17 protein-coding genes are annotated in these 17887 nt (G+C 72.5%); 10 read left to right on the top strand and 7 right to left on the bottom strand.

The window, feature by feature from the left end:
- Window positions 1-97 precede the first annotated feature (97 nt).
- The gene (locus ACWCPW_RS35020; protein ID WP_449765603.1) at window positions 98-1492 is read right to left on the bottom strand and encodes an ATP-binding protein; all 1395 of its coding nucleotides are present in this window, start codon (window positions 1490-1492) and stop codon (window positions 98-100) included.
- Window positions 1492-2217: a response regulator transcription factor gene (locus ACWCPW_RS35015; protein WP_406299156.1), complete on the bottom strand. Its 726-nt coding sequence runs from the start codon at window positions 2215-2217 to the stop codon at window positions 1492-1494. The genes ACWCPW_RS35020 and ACWCPW_RS35015 overlap by 1 nt, the downstream gene beginning before the upstream one ends.
- A 343-nt stretch (window positions 2218-2560) precedes the next feature.
- Here ACWCPW_RS35015 and ACWCPW_RS35010 point away from each other — a divergent pair, with 343 nt between their 5' ends.
- The 3 genes from ACWCPW_RS35010 (at window position 2561) to ACWCPW_RS35000 (ending at window position 4783) form a co-directional block, all read left to right on the top strand.
- Window positions 2561-3385, top strand: coding sequence for an enoyl-CoA hydratase family protein (locus tag ACWCPW_RS35010; RefSeq protein WP_449765602.1), 825 nt, complete (start codon window positions 2561-2563; stop codon window positions 3383-3385).
- A 19-nt stretch (window positions 3386-3404) separates the two neighbouring features.
- Window positions 3405-4061: an alpha-ketoglutarate-dependent dioxygenase AlkB family protein gene (locus tag ACWCPW_RS35005; RefSeq protein WP_395859513.1), complete on the top strand. Its 657-nt coding sequence runs from the start codon at window positions 3405-3407 to the stop codon at window positions 4059-4061.
- Between the two features lie 212 nt (window positions 4062-4273).
- Window positions 4274-4783, top strand: a complete 510-nt coding sequence (locus ACWCPW_RS35000; RefSeq protein WP_449765601.1) for a hypothetical protein — start codon at window positions 4274-4276, stop codon at window positions 4781-4783.
- Between the two features lie 74 nt (window positions 4784-4857).
- Here the strand turns inward: ACWCPW_RS35000 and ACWCPW_RS34995 are convergent, their stop codons facing one another.
- Window positions 4858-5418: a TetR/AcrR family transcriptional regulator gene (locus ACWCPW_RS34995; protein ID WP_395859511.1), complete on the bottom strand. Its 561-nt coding sequence runs from the start codon at window positions 5416-5418 to the stop codon at window positions 4858-4860.
- A 77-nt stretch (window positions 5419-5495) separates the two neighbouring features.
- On the opposite strand from ACWCPW_RS34995, the gene ACWCPW_RS34990 reads away from it, so the two are divergent.
- The 4 genes from ACWCPW_RS34990 to ACWCPW_RS34975 all read left to right on the top strand — a co-directional run bounded on the left by ACWCPW_RS34990 (window position 5496) and on the right by ACWCPW_RS34975 (window position 11503).
- The gene (locus tag ACWCPW_RS34990) at window positions 5496-7100 is read left to right on the top strand and encodes a carboxyl transferase domain-containing protein (RefSeq protein WP_449765600.1); all 1605 of its coding nucleotides are present in this window, start codon (window positions 5496-5498) and stop codon (window positions 7098-7100) included.
- 11 nt (window positions 7101-7111) lie between these two features.
- A complete protein-coding gene (locus ACWCPW_RS34985) occupies window positions 7112-9211 on the top strand; it encodes an acetyl/propionyl/methylcrotonyl-CoA carboxylase subunit alpha (RefSeq protein WP_449765599.1) in 2100 nt (699 codons plus the stop codon).
- Window positions 9211-10203 carry a hydroxymethylglutaryl-CoA lyase gene (locus ACWCPW_RS34980; protein WP_449765598.1) on the top strand — a complete coding sequence of 331 codons (993 nt, stop codon included), beginning with the start codon at window positions 9211-9213 and terminating at the stop codon, window positions 10201-10203. The genes ACWCPW_RS34985 and ACWCPW_RS34980 overlap by 1 nt, the downstream gene beginning before the upstream one ends.
- Before the next feature lie 139 nt (window positions 10204-10342).
- Window positions 10343-11503 (top strand): acyl-CoA dehydrogenase family protein, encoded by a 1161-nt coding sequence (locus ACWCPW_RS34975; protein WP_449765693.1) that lies wholly within the window; start codon window positions 10343-10345, stop codon window positions 11501-11503.
- 84 nt (window positions 11504-11587) lie between these two features.
- Here ACWCPW_RS34975 and ACWCPW_RS34970 read toward each other — a convergent pair whose 3' ends face one another.
- Complete coding sequence (locus ACWCPW_RS34970) at window positions 11588-11836, bottom strand: hypothetical protein (RefSeq protein WP_449765597.1); 249 nt, start codon at window positions 11834-11836, stop codon at window positions 11588-11590.
- On the bottom strand, window positions 11833-12105 hold the full coding sequence (locus tag ACWCPW_RS34965; RefSeq protein WP_406299179.1) for a hypothetical protein: 273 nt from the start codon (window positions 12103-12105) through the stop codon (window positions 11833-11835). The genes ACWCPW_RS34970 and ACWCPW_RS34965 overlap by 4 nt, the downstream gene beginning before the upstream one ends.
- Before the next feature lie 295 nt (window positions 12106-12400).
- Here ACWCPW_RS34965 and ACWCPW_RS34960 point away from each other — a divergent pair, with 295 nt between their 5' ends.
- The gene (locus ACWCPW_RS34960; protein WP_449765596.1) at window positions 12401-13192 is read left to right on the top strand and encodes an SDR family NAD(P)-dependent oxidoreductase; all 792 of its coding nucleotides are present in this window, start codon (window positions 12401-12403) and stop codon (window positions 13190-13192) included.
- 66 nt (window positions 13193-13258) lie between these two features.
- On the opposite strand, the gene ACWCPW_RS34955 is transcribed toward ACWCPW_RS34960, so the two are convergent.
- Window positions 13259-14848: a PucR family transcriptional regulator gene (locus tag ACWCPW_RS34955; protein WP_449765595.1), complete on the bottom strand. Its 1590-nt coding sequence runs from the start codon at window positions 14846-14848 to the stop codon at window positions 13259-13261.
- 270 nt (window positions 14849-15118) lie between these two features.
- On the opposite strand from ACWCPW_RS34955, the gene pruA reads away from it, so the two are divergent.
- On the top strand, window positions 15119-16747 hold the full coding sequence (gene pruA / locus ACWCPW_RS34950; protein ID WP_449765594.1) for an L-glutamate gamma-semialdehyde dehydrogenase: 1629 nt from the start codon (window positions 15119-15121) through the stop codon (window positions 16745-16747).
- 35 nt (window positions 16748-16782) lie between these two features.
- The gene (locus tag ACWCPW_RS34945; protein ID WP_449765593.1) at window positions 16783-17712 is read left to right on the top strand and encodes a proline dehydrogenase family protein; all 930 of its coding nucleotides are present in this window, start codon (window positions 16783-16785) and stop codon (window positions 17710-17712) included.
- On the opposite strand, the gene ACWCPW_RS34940 is transcribed toward ACWCPW_RS34945, so the two are convergent.
- Window positions 17637-17887: hypothetical protein (locus ACWCPW_RS34940; protein ID WP_449765592.1), on the bottom strand; the 251-nt coding region annotated here is incomplete at its 5' end. The two genes, ACWCPW_RS34945 and ACWCPW_RS34940, sit on opposite strands and share 76 nt — an antisense overlap.

The raw sequence follows: 17887 nt of genomic DNA, 5'->3' as shown, positions 1-17887 counted from the left end.
CCCGAGCCCGAGCCCGATCCCCAAGTCCGAGCCCCGAACCCGACCCGACCCCGGCTCGGCGTCGAGCGGGCGGCCTTTCGCTCCGGGCGCTGTCCGGTCAGCTCGAGGTGCCCGGGAGGCGGAGCCGGGCGATCGTGCCGGGCCCGTCCTCCGCGGGCTCGAGGGCCACCGTGCCGCCCGCGTCGGCGGTGGTGCGGGCCACGATGGCCAGACCCAGACCCGAACCGGGCAGGCCGCGAGCGGCGGGCGCGCGCCAGAAGCGTTCGAACACGTACGGCACGTCCGCCTCGGCGATGCCGGGGCCGTGGTCGCGCACGGTGAGTTCGCCGTCCACGAGCCGGACCTCGACCCTCGCCGCCCCCTCCGCGCCGCCGAACTTGAGCGCGTTGTCCAACAGGTTGACCACCGCCCGCTCCAGCGAGGCCGGTTCGCCGCGCACGAACCAGGGACTGATGTCCACCTCGATCCGCGCGTCCGGCGCGCGCAACCTGGCCCGCCCCACCGCGCGTTCGATCGCGGTGTGCAGCGCGGCGGTGGTGGACGGCGGCGCGCTGGGCGCCTGCTCCGGCCGGGCCAGCAGCAGCAGATCGCCGACCAGGTCGGAGAGTTCGAGCAGTTGCGCCTTGACGTTGTGCAGCAGGCGCTCCTTGTCGGCGGTCGGGATCGGCCGCCCGGTCTGCTCGCTGCGCAGCAGCAGGTCGGTATTGGTGCGCAACGACGTGAGCGGAGTGCGCAGTTCGTGTCCCGCGTCGGCGATCAACCGCTGCTGACGCAGCCGGGACGCCTTGAGCGACGCGGTCATCGCGTTGAACGAGCGGCCCAGGCGGGCGATCTCGTCCTTGCCCGCGATCGGGATCACGGTGTCCAGGTCCTCGGTGCGGGCCACGTGTTCGGCCGCCTCGGTGAGCCGGTCCACCGGCTTGAGCGCGGCCCGGGCGACCAACAGGCCCAGGGTCGCGGCGCCGACGATGCCGATCGCGCTCACCACCACCAGCCACATGGCGAGGCTGTCCAGCGAACTCTCGATCTCGCCGAGCGGCCGGGACACCGACACCGCCGTGTCCCGGCTGACCCGCTGGGTCATCACCCGGACGTGCTTCCCGTCCTTGGTGGTCGCGTCGTGGAACGTCACCTGCTTGCCGCCCGCCGCGACCGCCTTGTCGTCCGCACTCACCGGGACCGGGGCCACCGGGTCGGTGCTGGTGCCCAGTTGGGTGCAGGACCACCCGTCCGCCCTGATCACCTGGTAGGTCAACAGGCCGCGCTGGAACGGCGGTGCGGGCCGACCGCAGATGTCCGCGATGGTGGAGCTGGGGCCGCCGCGCGGATTCAGGAACGGTGTGCCGGTGGTGGCCAGCGTGCGGTCCATCTGCTCGCGCAGTTGATTGCGCGTCAGCACCCAGCAGGTCACCGCCGCCGCCGCGACGGCGAGGGCGACGGCGAGCGCGGTGAGCAGCGCAAGGCGGGCGCGCAGCGGCAGGTGACGGTGCATCAGGCCGGCGTCTCCGCCACGCGCAGCACGTAGCCGACGCCGCGCACCGTGTGTACCAGCCGGGGCAGCCCGCCCGCCTCGGTCTTGCGGCGCAGGTACATCACGTACACGTCGAGCGAGTTGGACGCGGGTTCGAAGTCGAACCCCCAGACGTTGCGCAGGATCTGCTCCCGGGTCAGCACCTGGCGCGGATGGGTGAGCAACAACTCCAGCAGGGTGTACTCCGTTCGGGTCAGGTCGATCGGCTTGCCGGCCCGGGTGACCTCGCGGGAGGCGGTGTCCATCCGCAGGTCGGCGAAGGAGAGCGCGTCGTCCGCCGATTCGCTCGGCCCGGACATCGCGCTGCGCCGGAGCAGCGCCCTTACCCGGGCCAGCAGTTCGTCCAGCTCGAACGGCTTCACCAGGTAGTCGTCCGCGCCCGCGTCGAGCCCGGTGACCCGGTCCCCGACCGCGTCGCGCGCGGTGAGCATCAGCACCGGGAGCGTGTCGCCGCGCGCGCGTAGTCGCCGGCACGCGGTGAGGCCGTCCATCCGCGGCATCAGCACGTCCAACAGGACCAGGTCCGGCTCGTCGCCGGCGATCGCGGTGAGCGCGGCCACACCCTCGTCGGCGAGGGTGACCCGGTAGCCCTCGAAGCGCAGGCTGGACTCGAGTGCCTCGCGAACGGCGGGTTCGTCGTCGACGACGAGGATGTGCGGCGTTCCGGTGTCGGCGGCGGGCGTCATGGCGGCGACTCCTTGGTTCGGCGGGATCCGGGGGACCGGTTACTGCGGGTCGCCCCACGGTCGCACGCGGACACCCTCCGTGTGGACTCGGCACAAAGCGTGTCGTACCAATGTGCGCGCCGGACATGAAAGGAACATGAAAGCGACGCCGTTCGGTCGCCGATGACCCGCTCATGTGAGGATCTACGGCGTGCCTTCAGTCCTCCGACGGGGGACCGAGGACAGGCCCCAGGGCCACGGGACCGGTATCGCGAGGGCAACCACGCCCGCCGCGGCGCCGGCCCCGCGCGGCACGGGTGACCCCCGACCGTCGCGCCGACCGCCCCGAACCCGGAGGAGAACCGTGGACGCCGAGCCGGTACGCAGCAACCCGGACGCCGAGCCGACGCACCCGCACGCCGGCGACGACCCGGTGCGAATGAGCCTGGACGACGGAATCGCCACCATCACGCTGGATTCGCCGGCCAACCGCAACGCGTTGTCCGCGCGCCTGGTCGCCCGGCTGCGCCACCACCTCGCCGAGGCCGGCGTGGACGAGCGGGTGCGCGCGGTGGTGCTCACCCACACCGGGCCGACCTTCTGCTCGGGCATGGACCTGCGCGAGGCGGCCGCGGGCGGCATGGCGCAGGGCGCCGAGCAACTGCTCGCGCTGCTGCGGCTGGTGGTGGAGGTACCGGTGCCGGTGGTCGCGCACCTGCGGGGCAACGCGCGTGCGGGCGGGATCGGTCTGGTCGGCGCGGCGGACCTGGCCATCGCGCCCGCGCAGGCCACCTTCGCGTTCACCGAGGCGCGGCTGGGGCTCAGCCCGGCGGTGATCTCGTTGACCACGGCGCCGCGGATGGACCCGCGCTCGGTGTCGCGATACTTCCTCACCGGTGACGTGTTCGACGGCGTGGAGGCCGAGCGGATCGGGCTGCTCACCCGCGCCGTGGAGGGCGCCGGCGGTGCGGACGACGCGGTCGCGGCGCTCGTCGCCTCGTTCCGACTGTGCTCGCGGCAGGGCCTGATCGAGTCCAAGAAGCTCACCACCGGCGCGGTACGGGCGGGCTTCGACCGCGACGGCCAAGCCCTCGCGCGGCGTTCCGCCGAGTTGTTCGCCTCGCCCGACGCGACCGAGGGCATGGCGGCCTTCCGGGAGAAGCGCAAGCCGAAGTGGGTGACCGGATGAGCGGGTGGCGGCGCGCGGCGTGAACGGCGAACTGTTCCCGCTGCCCCGGGAGCGGGTCGAGATCGCGCCGGGAGCGTGGCACGTACCGGACTGGCTCTCGCTCGACGAGCAGCGCGAACTGGTGGTGGCGGCGCGGTCGTGGGCCGCGCCGCCGGCCGGCATGCGGCACGTGGTGATGCCGTCGGGCGGCGTGATGAGCGTGCGCAGCGTGAGCCTGGGACTGCACTGGGAGCCCTACCGCTACACCGAGCGGCTGCCGACCGGCGAGCGGGTCAAGCCCTTCCCGCCACTGCTCGGCGACGCGGCCCGACGCGCGGTGGCCGAGGTGTACGGCTCGATCCCGGCCGACCCGTACGACATCGGCCTGGTCAACTTCTACGACGCGGACGCGAGGATGGGTTTGCATCGGGACGCGGACGAGGAGTCGCCGGCCCCGGTGGTGTCGCTGAGCATCGGCGACACGTGCGTCTTTCGCTTCGGCAACACCGAGACCCGCACCCGCCCGTGGACCGACGTGGAACTGCGCGGCGGTGACCTGGTGGTGTTCGGCGGCCCGTCCCGCCTCGCGTACCACGGCGTGCCCAGGATCCGCCCGGGCACCGGCGATCCGAGCACCGGGTTGGCCGCCGGGCGGCTCAACATCACCATCCGGGCTTCGGGTCGACCCGGCGGGTGAGGGCCGCGCTCCTCGGGCACCCCCGAGTGCGGCGCCGGGTGTCTCTTCCCTCGGGACGGGGTTGACGGATCACGCCCCGGAAGGGAACGCTCGTACGAGTCACCGAGCGGAGTCGATCGGTCACCCATCGGATTCCTCGGGAGTCCAGGGTCCACCGTGCGGCATCGCCGTCGGCCCGAACCGGACCGGTCACACGAGCCATTGGGAGCGCCATGTCACCGCGACGCCGCCGGGTCGGTCCGCTCCTCGCCGTGGGCGCGTCGGTCCTGGTCGCGTGCGGCGGGCCGGCACACTACCGGGCGGTGGTGTCCGCGTCGCCGGCCGACGGGAGCGGCCCGTGCGGGGCCGCGGTCGACCACGGTGAGTTACCCGAGTGGGCGCGCGTGGGCCTCGCGCCCGGTGCGGCACCCCCGCATGTGTTCGGCGCGCGCGGCGAGATCGTCGCGATCCTGCTCGGGTATCCGTACACGGCCCCGGCCAGGCCCGGCCGGCCGAGCAAGATCCTGTGGGCGGTGCGCCCGCGGCCCGACGGCGTGGAGCGGCCGACCGGGGCGCTGCGGATCGAGGCGACCCTGGTCGGCGGCGGCGACATCGTCACCCGCGAGGTGACCGGCGGCCCCGGCCCGTCCAACATCGACCTGCCCGCGCCGGGATGCTGGCATCTCGACCTGGCCTGGTCCGGCCGCTCCGACGCGGTGCACATCCCGTACGGATCCGCGTAGCCGAACGACGCGCGTGCCAGTGCCCATGCCCCGGGCGGTCGGGGATCCGGGGCTCGCCCCGGGTCGTCCCCGGGCTATCCCGCCGCCGCGGCCAGTGCGGCCAGGGCCATCCGCCGCAACATCGGCGCCAGCACGCGCTGCGGCGTGCGCAGGGTGTGCGGGGTCGAGTTGATCAGGCCGAAGGCGGCGTGCACCGCGGCGCGCGCCTCGCGGTCGTCGAGGCGGTCCGGGTGGGCCTTGAGCGCGACCTCGACCCAGATCTCCACGTACGCGCGCTGCACCCGGCGGATCCGGTGCCGCTCGGCCGTGGGCACCTGGTTGAGCGCGTGGTCGTGCAGCGTGATCAGGTCCGGGTGACGCAGCGCGAACTCGACCTGACCCTCGATCAGCGCGTCCAGAGCCCGCGCCGGGTCCTCGATCGCGGCCCGCTCCAGCCCTCTGGCCAGGAGCTGCTCGCTGATGCCCACCAGCAATTCGGTCAGCATCGCCTCCTTGCCCCGGAAGTGCTTGTACAGCGCGGGGCCGCTGATCCCGACCGCCGCGCCGATGTCGTCCATGCCCACGCCCTGATAGCCGCGCTCGGCGAACAGCCGGGCGGCCACCTGCAGGATCTGGTCTCGACGGCTCACGGTCATGTGTCCATGCTAGACACTCGGATTAACCGTGGTTAACCTCGGGGGCAGGTGAACGAAGGTTAACTTGAGGCGGTGTCATGGAGAGCGTGCTCGGCACAGCCGCCGACCCGGGGGCGAAGACGTACCGGGCCAACGCGGAAGCACACGAACGCGCGGTCGGCGAACTGCGCGACCGGCTGGCGACCACCGCCCTGGGCGGCGGCGAACGCGCCCGGGAGCGGCACACCGCGCGCGGCAAACTACTGCCGCGCGACCGGGTGGAGGCGCTGCTCGACCCGGGCACGCCGTTCCTGGAGATCGCGCCGCTGGCCGCCGACGGGATGTACGGCGGCGACGCGCCGGCGGCGGGAATCATCGCGGGCGTGGGCCGGGTGGCCGGACGCGAGTGCGTGATCGCGGCCAACGACGCGACCGTCAAGGGCGGCACGTACTACCCGATGACGGTCAAGAAGCACCTGCGCGCGCAGGAGGTCGCGCTGGAGAACCGGCTGCCGTGCCTGTACCTGGTCGACTCCGGCGGCGCCTTCCTGCCGATGCAGGACGAGGTCTTCCCGGACCGGGACCACTTCGGCCGGATCTTCTTCAACCAGGCGCAGATGAGCGCCAAGGGCATCCCGCAGATCTCCGCCGTGCTCGGCTCGTGCACCGCCGGCGGCGCGTACGTGCCGGCGATGAGCGACGAGACGGTGATCGTGCGCGACCAGGGCACGATCTTCCTGGGCGGCCCGCCGCTGGTGAAGGCCGCCACCGGCGAGGTGGTCAGCGCCGAGGAGTTGGGCGGCGGCGACGTGCACGCCCGGATCTCCGGCGTGGTCGACCACCTCGCGGCCGACGACAAGGACGCGCTGCGGATCGTCCGCGACATCGTCGGCACGCTCGGCGCCCGACCGCGACTGCCGTGGGACGTACGCGAGATCGAGCCCCCGGCGGTCGATCCGGCCGGGCTCTACGGGGTGGTGCCGCCGGACGCGCGCACGCCCTACGACGTGCGCGAGGTGATCGCCCGGATCGTCGACGGTTCGCGCTTCCACGAGTTCAAGGGCGAGTACGGCACCACGCTGGTCACCGGCTTCGCCCGGATCCACGGCCACCCGGTGGGCATCGTCGCCAACAACGGCATCCTGTTCGCCGAATCCGCGGTCAAGGGCGCGCACTTCATCGAATTGTGCGACCAGCGCGGGGTGCCGCTGGTGTTCCTGCAGAACATCACCGGCTTCATGGTCGGCAAGGACTACGAACACGGCGGCATCGCCAAGCACGGCGCCAAGATGGTCACCGCCGTGGCCACCACGCGCGTGCCCAAGCTGACCGTGGTGATCGGCGGCTCGCACGGCGCGGGCAACTACTCGATGTGCGGCCGCGCGTACAGTCCGCGGTTCTTGTGGATGTGGCCCACCGCCAAGATCTCGGTGATGGGCGGCGAGCAGGCCGCGACCGTGCTCGCCACGGTCAAGCGCGACCAGATCGAGGCGCGCGGCGAGAGCTGGTCCGGCGAGGAGGAGTTCAAGCAGCCGATCCGCGACCAGTACGAACGCCAGGGCAACGCCTACTACGCGACCGCGCGGCTGTGGGACGACGGGATCATCGACCCGCTCGACACTCGCACCGTACTGGGGCTGGCGCTGACGGCGTGTGGGAACGCGCCGCTGGCCGAGCCGCGGTTCGGTCTGTTCCGGATGTGAGGGGTCACGACGTGTTCGAGGCTGTACTGGTCGCCAACCGAGGCGAGATCGCGGTCCGGGTGATCCGCACGCTGCGCCGACTGGGCGTGCGCGCGATCACCGTGTACGCGCCGGACGACGCGGACGCGCGGCACGTGCGCGAGGCCGATGTGGCGGTCGAGGTGCCCGGCTATCTGGACGGCGACGCCGTGGTCGCGGCGGCGCTGCGATCCGGTGCCCGGGCCATCCACCCCGGCTACGGATTCCTGTCCGAGAACGCCGCGTTCGCCGCCGCCGTCGAGCGGGCCGGACTGGTCTTCGTCGGACCGCCGGCGGCGGTGATCGAGCTGATGGGCGACAAGATCCGGGCCAAGGAGACGGTCGCGGCCTACGGCGTCCCGGTGGTGCCGGGCGGCGGCGCGGCCGGCATGTCCGACGGCGAACTCGCGGACATCGCCCGGGAGATCGGCTTCCCGGTGCTGATCAAGCCGTCGGCGGGCGGTGGCGGCAAGGGCATGCGCCTGGTGCACGACGGGGCGCTGGTCGCGGACGAGATCGCGGCGGCCCGCCGGCAGGCCAAGGGCGCGTTCGGCGACGACACGCTGCTGATCGAGCGCTGGATCGAGCGGCCCCGGCACATCGAGATCCAGGTGCTCGCGGACACCCACGGCAGCGTCGTGCACCTGGGCGAGCGCGAGTGCAGCCTGCAGCGCCGACACCAGAAGATCATCGAGGAGGCCCCGTCCGCGCTGCTGGACCCGGACACCCGGGCCGAGATGGGCGCCGCCGCCGTGCGCGCCGCCAAGGCCTGCGGCTACGTGGGCGCGGGCACCATCGAGTTCATCGTGCCGGCCGAGAATCCCGACTCGTTCTACTTCATGGAGATGAACACCCGCCTCCAGGTCGAGCACCCGGTGACCGAACTGGTCACCCGGGTCGACCTGGTGGAGAGCCAACTGCGGGTCGCCGCCGGCGCCGCGATCGGCAAGTCCGACGTGTCGATGCACGGCCACGCGGTCGAGGCGCGGATCTACGCCGAGGACCCCGACCGGGGCTTCCTGCCCACCGGTGGACGGGTGCTGATGGTGTGTGAGCCGGACCTGGAGGGCGTCCGGGTGGACTCCGGGCTGCGCGAGGGCGGCGAGGTCGGCAGCTCCTACGACCCGATGCTGGCGAAGGTGATCGCGTACGGCGACGACCGCGCGACGGCGATCACCCGACTGCGGGCGGCCCTCGCGCAGACCCGGGTGCTGGGTGTGACCACCAACCTGGGCTTCCTGTACCGCCTGTTGGGCGACCCGGCGGTGCTCGCGGGCGACCTGGACACCGGATTGGTCGAGGCCAGGACGGACGACCTGACCGGTCGGCCGGCGCCGCCCGAGGTGGCGGTCGCGGCGGCGCTGGCGGCGCGCGCCGAGCGGATCACCGGCACCGGCTGGGTGGACCCGTTCTCGGCGCAGACCGGGTGGCGGGTCGGCGGGCCGGCCTGGGACACGCACGTGTTGCGGATCGGGCCGGGCGAGCCGATCGAGGTTCGGGTGCGCGACGGCGAGGTCTCGGTGGACGGCGGCCCGCCGGTGCCCGCGTCGGTGCGGGTCGTGCCGGGCGGGCTCGTGGTCGGCCACGACGGGCTGACCAAGCGCTTCGACTACATCGCCGAGTCGTCCGGGGTGCGCTGGCTCGCGTACGGCCCGGACACCTGGCGGGTGAGCGAGGTGGACACCGTACGGGCCGAGGCGGCCGGCGGCGCGGCGGCCAGTGGTGCGCTGACCTCGCCGATGCCCGGCACGGTGACCGTGGTCAAGGCCGCGGTGGGCGACCGGGTCACCCGCGGCCAGACCGTGGTCGTGGTGGAGGCGATGAAGATGGAACACGCGCTGACCGCGCCCTTCGACGGCGTGATCGCCGAGATCGGCGTATCGGCCGGCGCGTCGGTGGCGATGGACCAGACGCTGGCGGTGGTGGTGGCCGAGGCGGTGGTGGTGGCGGAGGCGCCGGCCGCACCGCTCGACGGGGCGCTCGTGGAACCGATCGGCGGGTCGCCGGGCGCGCCGCTCGGCGGGGCGGAACTCGGCGATGCGCCGCTCGGCGGGGCACCCGAGGTGCCGCTCGACCGGGAGGCGAAGGCCTGATGACGCGACAGTTGCCGGACACCCACCGCGAATTGGGGCTGCCGGAACGGGTGTTCATCCACGAGGTGGGCGCCCGCGACGGACTCCAGAACGAGTCGGGTGTGGTGCCCACCGAGGCCAAGGTCGAGTTCGTGCGCCGACTGGCCCGCGCCGGTCTGGGCACGATCGAGGTGACCAGCTTCGTCCCGCCCAAGTGGGTGCCCCAACTCGCGGATGCCGCCGAGGTGTTCGCGGCCGTCCTCGCGGACGCCGAGATCGCGACGGCCGATCGCCGGCTGCCGGTCCTGGTGCCCAACGAACGCGGCTTCGACCGCGCGCTGGAGCTGGGCGCGCGACGGATCGCGGTGTTCGGCAGCGCCACCGAGACGTTCGCCCGACGCAACCTCAACCGCACGGTGGCCGAATCGCTGGACATGTTCCGCCCGGTGGTCGAGCGGGCCGGTGCCGCCGGCATCGACACCCGCGGCTACCTGTCCATGTGCTGGGGCGACCCGTGGGAGGGCCCGGTCCCGCTCGACCAGGTGGTCAGGGTCGGCAAGGCCCTCGTCGAGATGGGCTGTTCGCAGCTCAGCCTGGGCGACACGATCGGTGTCGCCACACCCGGACACGTCACCGCGCTGCTGACCGCCTTCGCCGAGGCCGGTGTGCCGGCCGAGCGGATCGCCGTGCACTTCCACGACAGCTACGGCCAGGCCCTGGCCAACACCCTCGCGGCGCTGCGCTTCGGGGTGACCACGGTGGACGCCTCGGCCGGCGGTCTGGGCGGTTGCCCGTACGCCGAGAGCGCCACCGGCAACCTGGCCACCGAGGACCTGGTCTGGATGTTGCACGGCCTGGGCGTCGACACCGGCGTCGACCTGGGCGCACTGGTGGCCACCAGCGTGTGGATGGCCGACCTGCTCGGCCGCCCCAGCCCCTCGCGCGCGGTCCAGGCGCTCGCCGGCAAGCGGGTGGACGCGCACGGCCTGGCACTGATCGACCCGACCTCCTAGGGCGGGTCTTCGATCCCCGTCGGGCGGTCGAAGAACCGCCCAGCGACTGCCACCCGCAGCCGACCGACCCACCCACGGACCGGTGTCGCCACGAGCGCGCCGACCCGCCCCGCCACCGAATCCGGGAGCCTGCCCCATGTTGGACCACCGCCTCGACGACGAGTACGAGCAACTGCGGCGCACCGTCGCCGAGTTCGCGAAGGACGTGATCGCCCCCGCGATCGGCGAGCTGTACGAGAAGCACGAATTCCCGTACACGATCGTGCGCGAGATGGGCCGGATGGGCCTGTTCGGGCTGCCCTTCCCGGAGGAGTACGGCGGCATGGGCGGCGACTACCTCGCGCTCGGCCTGGTGCTCGAAGAGCTGGCCCGGGTCGACTCCTCGGTCGCGATCACGCTGGAGGCGGCCGTCTCGCTGGGCGCGATGCCGATCCACCGGTTCGGCACCAAGGAGCAGAAGCAGACCTGGCTGCCCAAGCTGACCAGCGGCGAGATGCTCGGCGCCTTCGGCCTGACCGAGCCCGGCGGCGGCTCGGACGCCGGTGCCACGCGCACCACCGCGCGCCTGGACGAGGCGACGGGGGAGTGGGTGATCAACGGCGGCAAATGCTTCATCACCAACTCCGGCACCGACATCACCGGCTTCGTCACGGTCACCGCGGTCACCGGCACCAACGCCGGCGGCGGCAAGGAGATCAGCACGATCATCGTGCCCGCCGGCACCAAGGGCTTCACCGTCGCGCCGCCGTACTCCAAGGTCGGCTGGAACTGCTCGGACACCCGTGAGCTGTCCTTCGACGACGTGCGCGTCCCGGCCGAGAACCTGCTCGGCGAACGCGGCCGGGGCTACGCCCAGTTCCTGTCCATCCTGGACGAGGGCCGGGTGGCCATCGCGGCGCTGGCCACCGGGTTGGCGCAGGGCTGCGTGGACGAGTCGGTGCGCTACGCCGGCGAACGTGAGGCCTTCGGCCGCCCGATCGGCGCCAACCAGGCGATCGCCTTCAAGCTCGCCGACATGGAACTGCGCGCGCACAACTCCCGGTTGGCCTGGCGGCACGCCGCCTCGCTGCTGGTGCACGGCGAGCGGTTCAAGAAGGAGGCCGCGCTGGCCAAGCTCTACAGCTCGGAGAGCGCGGTGGACAACGCCCGCGACGCCACCCAGATCCACGGCGGCTACGGCTTCATGAACGAGTACCCGGTGGCCCGCTTCTGGCGCGACGCCAAGATCCTGGAGATCGGCGAGGGCACCAGCGAGGTCCAGCGCATGCTGATCGCCCGCGAGCTGGGGCTGCCGCGCTGATCGCGGCGGGACACCGGGGCCGACCTTCGGGGACGCACGTCGTCCCGGAAGGTCGGCGTCGGTGTCCTGGGCGGATGGGCGGCTTTACAGCGAGACGGCGCGGGTGACGCTCACGACCAGCACGCTGTTGCTGACCATGTACCGGATGAACACGCCCGTAACCGTGGCCTCGCGGCGGTCCCGGTCGGACCCCACCTGACTGGATCCGTGCCCGTAGGGGTCGTTGACCACGGTTGATTCGACGGTCGATTTGAAGGCGCGGATCTGCGAGGCCGACAGGGGCTTGAGGCCATCCTCGGCCCGGTCGGAGTACTGCACGTAGTAGCGGCTCATCGAGGCACCGCGTTTCCGTCGCCGTCCGTCCACTGGGCAAAGCTGAAATCCCCGGCCTTGATGCGGCGGGCATCTTCTTCGTCCTCCTCCTGAGCCTCCGGAGGAAGCGCCCAGTGCAGGATGGCATCGCGTTCGAGCCGATCGAGCGGGGTCTCGTACATGACCTTGTCGAACTCGTCGCGACGATCCTCGGGGAGCGCGGCCCGGATCTCGGCGAGCGTATTCGGCAGCTCGATCCGCTCACCACGGACGACGGTGGTTCTGGGCATGGCGGCCTCCTGCTCGCGATGGGCCTTCCAGAATGGCATCGCGCGGTCCCCGCCCGACAGCCGGCGCGCACGAGGGCACCACACACGACCCCGGCGCGCGCCCCCGCGAGAATGCGGGGGCGCCGACGTATCTCCCCCGAGTTGCCGACGATCGTCCAAGCCACGGCGACCGGGCGGACGCCGGTCGAGCCTGGGATTCCGGAAGGTGGGATTTCGCGTTCTGATGGTTGACCTAGTCCACTGTTGTGAGGATGGTGGCGGGCAGGCAGTTGTCCGGGACCAGGGGAGGGACGCCGTGGCCAAGCGGTTCGAGGGACGTAGAGCTTTGATCACCGGGGCCAGCAGGGGAATCGGGTCGGCGTTGGCGGTGCGGCTCGCGGCCGAGGGAGCCGATGTGGCGGTGACCGCGCGTACGTTGCGACAGGGCAACCTGGCCGGGTCGTTGGAGCGGACCGAGACACTGATCGCCCGGCACGGGCGGCGCAGCGCGGTGGTGGTGGCCGATCTGTCCGACGAGGGGCAGCGGGCCAGGATCGTCCCGGCCGCCGAGGAGGGACTCGGCGGGCCGATCGACATCCTGGTCAACAACGCGGCGATGGCCTCGTACGCGTCGCTGCGGGTGTATCCACAACGGCGGGCGCGGCTGCACTTCGAGGTCAACGTGCTCGCGCCGATGGAGTTGTGTCAGGCGGTGGTGCCCGCGATGGCCACGCGCGGCGAGGGCTGGATCGTGAACGTGACCAGCGGCACCGCGCGGCCGTGGGCGGGGCCGCCGTTCGAACTGGGCGTACTGGGCACCAAGACCGCGGTGTACGGGGCGTCCAAGGCCGCGTTGAACCGGATCACCAACGCGCTGGCCGCGGAGCTGTACGGGACCGGCATCCGGGTGAACACGATCGAGCCGCGGGCCGCGGTGCTCAGCGAGGGCGCGGAGGAGTTGGTCGGCGGGCAGTTGCGACCCGATCAGATCGAGACCATGGACCAGATGGTCTCCGCGACGCTGGAACTGTGCGACGGCCCGGCTTCGCGCACCGGCGGCGAGTACGTGAGCCTGGACCTGCTGGCCGAACTGGGCATCAGGGTCTGAGCGCCGGGCCGGCGAACCGACCGCGAGGCGCGGCTCACCCGGCGGGCCGACCGCGGTCTGTACGCCTCACTCCGGCAACCGCAGCAACAGCGCGGCGAGCAGGCGGGTCTTGGGGTCGGTCCAGTCCAGCCCGGTCAGTTCGCCGGCCCGGCGGATCCGGTAGCGCAGCGTGTTGGGATGGATGTGCAGGGCCGCCGCCGCCCCGCGCACGTCGCCCAGCGCGTCCAGCCAGGCCAGCACCGAGCCGGTGTACTCGGTGCCGTGCTCGGCGTCGTGCGCGCGCAGCGCGTTCAGCCGGGGATCGCGGATGTGTCGCCGTTCGATCAGCAGCGCCTGGACCTCGCCGTAGAGCACCGCCGGGCGGACCTCGGACAGGGCCGCGACCTCGGCCGACACACCGCCCGCCGCCATCGCGTCCAGGACCCGGTCGACCGATTCCCGGGCCGCCACCGTGCGGGCCAGGCTCGGCGCCGGGTCGCCGACGGCGCCGCGTACCGCGAGGTCCAGGTGGCCGTGCGCCGCCTCGGCGATCTCGTGCGTCCACCCCAGCACCACCGCCTCGGCCGGCGGCGCGGACAGCAGGACGTACAGCCGCGCGCCCAGCGGGGCGACGTGTGCGTGGCTGTGCCGGGCCGCCGCGTACACCGAGACCAGGTTGGCCAGTTCGGTCCGGGCCAACTCCTGGGACGGCTCGTCCGGCCTGCTCGCGTGCACGGTGAAGCCCAGGACCTGCACCGGTCGCACCGGATCCAGGCCCAACTGGGTGCCGGCCGTCCGGGCCGCGACAGCGCCGGTGAGCAGGCCCGCGACACTCTCCCGGGTCAGGCCGGCCTCGGCGGGCAGCCGGGTACGCCGCCGGACCAGGTGCAGCGTGGCCACCCGCGCCGCGCCGAGCAGCACCTCCGCGGCCCGCTCGGCGAGCGGCTGCCGGCCCTCCTGTACCCAGATCGTGCCCAGCCAGCGCCCACCCGCGTGCACGCCGACCGCCAGTCGGCGGCGGATGCCCAGATCGGGGCGCTCCTCGACGGCGACCACCTCGGCCGTGGTGCGCAGCCGGTGGAAGACGCCCCAGTCGCGCAGCCGGGCCATGTACTCCTCCGGCCCCTGCCAGCCCAGGATGGACAACCGGCGCAGTTCGTCCGCCTCGTCCGGCCCGGTCGCGCGCGAGTAGGCGAGCACGCGGTTGGCGCTGTCCTCGATGCTGACCCCACCGCCGGTGAGCATCGCGGTGGTCTGGGCGAGCGAGAACAGGTCGCCGCCGTCCGGTGGTTCGGCGTCCGGGCGTTCGTCCAGCGCGGCGTGCGCGAGCGCGGCCACCTGCTCCCAGCGGGCCTCCGGGCGCACCGAGAGCAACACCACGCCCGCCGTGTCGGCGACCTCGCGCAGCGCCGCGTGTTCGCCCTTGACCGCGACCGCCGTCGCACCGGCCGCGCCCGCCGCGCGCACCGTGCCCGCCGCCGCGCGGCCGCGCAGGCCGACCGCCAGGAGCAGGTCACCCGGCATCGTGTGCGGCTCCTCCTCCGGGTCGAGGATCGACACGTGCCGGACCAGGCCCTCCAGGCCGCCGGCCGCCGCCGCGACCCGGACCGGGCCGTCGCCGACCGGGCCACCCAGGGCAGCCAGCAGTTCGCGCAGCGGGACGCCGGTTTCGGCCACTTTCGGCCCCTTCGGGAATGTTGGCCGATGAGCCAAGTTCGGAGTTTCGAGTTTAACCGATCGGATAAACACCCGAGGCCGAGTCCGGCCTAGCGTTGGGGTCGGGAGCCATGCCCGATCTCGTCGTGGGTCAGGCGTCCGGCAGAGCACCGATCACCCGGACCGCCGAACGCCGAGGCCGCCGATCACCGAACACGTCGATCACAGAACACGTCGATTACCGAACACGTCGATCGCCGAACATTCGCATCACCGAACAGGAGCGCCGTTTTGGACGCTGTGACCCAGGTCCCCGCCCCGGTCAACGAGCCGGCACACGACTACGCCCCCGGCACGCCCGCGCGGGCCCGCCTCGAAGCGAAGCTCAAGGAACTGGCCGCGGCCCCGATCGACCTCCCGATGACCATCGGCGGCGAGCGCCGGATGGGCTCCGGTGAGCGCACGGACGTGGTGCAACCGCACAACCACGGCGCACGCCTGGGCACCTTCGCGCACGCCGGCACCCAGGACGCCCGGGACGCGATCGACGCGGCCCTGGCCGCCGCGCCCGCGTGGCGCGACCTGTCCTTCGACGACCGCGCGGCGATCTTCCTCAAGGCCGCCGACCTGCTCGCCGGCCCGTGGCGCGAGACGCTCGCCGCCGCGACCATGCTGGGCCAGGGCAAGAACGCGCAGCAGGCCGAGATCGACTCCTCCTGTGAGCTGATCGACTTCTGGCGCTTCAACGTGCAGTTCGCCCGCCGGGTGCTGGCCGAGCAGCCGATCAGCAGCCCGGGCGTGTGGAACCGCACGGACCACCGGCCGCTGGAGGGCTTCGTCTACGCGATCACCCCGTTCAACTTCACCGCCATCGCGGGCAACCTGCCCACCGCGCCGGCGCTGATGGGCAACGTGGTGATCTGGAAGCCCTCGCCCACCCAGACCTACTCGGCCGTACTGCTGATGCGCCTGCTGGAGGAGGCCGGACTCCCGGCCGGTGTGATCAACCTGGTCACCGGCGACGGCATCGCGGTCTCCGAGGTCGCGCTCGCGCACCCGGCGCTCGCGGCCATCCACTTCACCGGGTCCACCGCGACCTTCCAGCACCTGTGGCGCACGGTCGGCGAGAACATCGCCGGCTACCGCACCTACCCGCGGATCGTCGGCGAGACCGGCGGCAAGGACTTCGTGGTCGCGCACCCCAGCGCCGACCACGACGTGCTGCGCACCGCGCTGGTGCGCGGCGCGTTCGAGTACCAGGGACAGAAGTGCTCGGCCGCCTCGCGCGCCTACATCCCGCGCTCGATCTGGGAGTCCGGCTTCAAGGACGACTTCCTGGCCACCGTCGACGGGCTGTCGATGGGCGATGTCACCGATCTGAGCCACTTCGTGGGCGCGGTCATCGACGAGCGCGCGTTCGCCAAGAACAAGGCCGCGATCGACCGCGCGCACGCCGACGACACGGTCGAGGTCGCCGCGGGCGGCAGTTACGACGACAGCGTCGGCTGGTTCGTCCGACCCACCGTGCTGGTCTCGGCGAACGCCGACCACGACATCTTCAAGGACGAGTACTTCGGCCCGATCCTGGCCGTGCACGTCTACGAGGACGACGCCTACGACACGATGCTCGCCCAGATGGAGTCGGTGTCCGCGTACGGCCTCACCGGCGCGGTGATCGCGCAGGACCGCGAGGCGATCGCGCACACCGCGCACGTGCTGCGGTTCGCGGCGGGCAACTTCTACATCAACGACCGCCCCACCGGTGCGGTGGTGGGTCAGCAGCCGTTCGGCGGCGGGCGCGCGTCCGGCACCAACGACAAGGCCGGCGCGATGCAGAACCTGATGCGCTGGACCAGCTCGCGCTCGATCAAGGAGACGTTCGTCCCGGCGACGGACCACCGCTACCCGCACATGGGCTGACCCACCCTCACCCCACCGGTACTTCGGGAGAAGAAATGCTCCGCAGCCCCATCCTCGCGGCGGCCCGCTCGCCGCGGACCCGCTCGCTGGTCGAGCACCTGCCGCCGACCCGGGCGATCGTGGACCGCTTCGTGGCGGGCGACGTGCTCGCGGACGCGATCCGGGTGACGCGCGAACTCGTCGAGTCCGGGCGCAAGGTGACGCTCGATCACCTCGGCGAGGACACCGCCGACCGGGCCCAGGCCGACGCGACGGTGGACGCGTACGAGGCGCTGCTCGCCACGCTCGGCGAGACCGGGCTCGCGCGCAGCGCCGAGGTGTCGGTCAAGCTCTCCGCCGTCGGACAGTTCCTGCCCGGCGACGGCGAGCACATCGCGCTGGACAACGCCCGGCGGATCTGCGCGGCCGCCGCGCGGGTGGGCACCACGGTCACCCTGGACATGGAGGACCACACCACGACCGACTCGACCCTGGGCATCCTGCGCGATCTGCGCAAGGACTTCCCGTGGGTGGGAGCGGTGCTCCAGGCGTATCTGCGCCGCACCGAGCAGGACTGCCGGGAACTGTCCCACGAGGGCTCGCGGGTGCGGCTGTGCAAGGGCGCCTACCAGGAGCCGGAGTCGGTCGCGTTCCAGGACAAGGGCGACGTGGACCGCTCGTACGTGCGGTGCCTGCGGATCCTGATGGGGGGTGCGGGCTACCCGATGGTGGCCTCGCACGACCCGCGCCTGATCGCCATCGCGCGACACCTCGCGGACCTGGCCGGGCGCGCGCCGGGCAGCTTCGAGTTCCAGATGTTGTACGGCATCCGGCCCGAGGAGCAGGCCCGGATCGTCGAGCGCGGCGACCTGATGCGCATCTACCTCCCCTACGGCGCCGAGTGGTACGGCTACTTCATGCGCCGGCTCGCCGAACGCCCGGCGAACCTGACCTTCTTCCTGCGCGCGATGGCCACCAAGGGGTAGACCCGGCAGACCCGGTAGACCCGGTAGACCCGGTAGACCCGGTAGACCCGGTAGACCCGGCAGACCCGGAAGCGCCGGACGGGCGCCGCGGTTTCTACCAGATCGCGGGCGCTCGGCGACCGATAATCGCAGTTCGGGCCCGTTTCCAGGGTGTATTCGATCACGGTGCTCTCAG

The sequence above is a fragment of the Embleya sp. NPDC001921 genome (assembly GCF_053594475.1).
This window is presented reverse-complemented; position numbering and strand designations above follow the sequence as displayed.

Bases quoted from the DNA above. Each gene is read 5' to 3' on its own strand.
- ACWCPW_RS35020 (WP_449765603.1), bottom strand. From the start codon at position 1,492: ATGCACCGTCACCTGCCGCTGCGCGCCCGCCTTGCGCTGCTCACCGCG.
- ACWCPW_RS35015 (WP_406299156.1), bottom strand. From the start codon at position 2,217: ATGACGCCCGCCGCCGACACCGGAACGCCGCACATCCTCGTCGTCGAC.
- ACWCPW_RS35000 (WP_449765601.1), top strand. From the start codon at position 4,274: ATGTCACCGCGACGCCGCCGGGTCGGTCCGCTCCTCGCCGTGGGCGCG.
- ACWCPW_RS34995 (WP_395859511.1), bottom strand. From the start codon at position 5,418: ATGACCGTGAGCCGTCGAGACCAGATCCTGCAGGTGGCCGCCCGGCTG.
- ACWCPW_RS34990 (WP_449765600.1), top strand. From the start codon at position 5,496: ATGGAGAGCGTGCTCGGCACAGCCGCCGACCCGGGGGCGAAGACGTAC.
- ACWCPW_RS34980 (WP_449765598.1), top strand. From the start codon at position 9,211: ATGACGCGACAGTTGCCGGACACCCACCGCGAATTGGGGCTGCCGGAA.
- ACWCPW_RS34970 (WP_449765597.1), bottom strand. From the start codon at position 11,836: ATGAGCCGCTACTACGTGCAGTACTCCGACCGGGCCGAGGATGGCCTC.
- ACWCPW_RS34965 (WP_406299179.1), bottom strand. From the start codon at position 12,105: ATGCCCAGAACCACCGTCGTCCGTGGTGAGCGGATCGAGCTGCCGAAT.
- ACWCPW_RS34945 (WP_449765593.1), top strand. From the start codon at position 16,783: ATGCTCCGCAGCCCCATCCTCGCGGCGGCCCGCTCGCCGCGGACCCGC.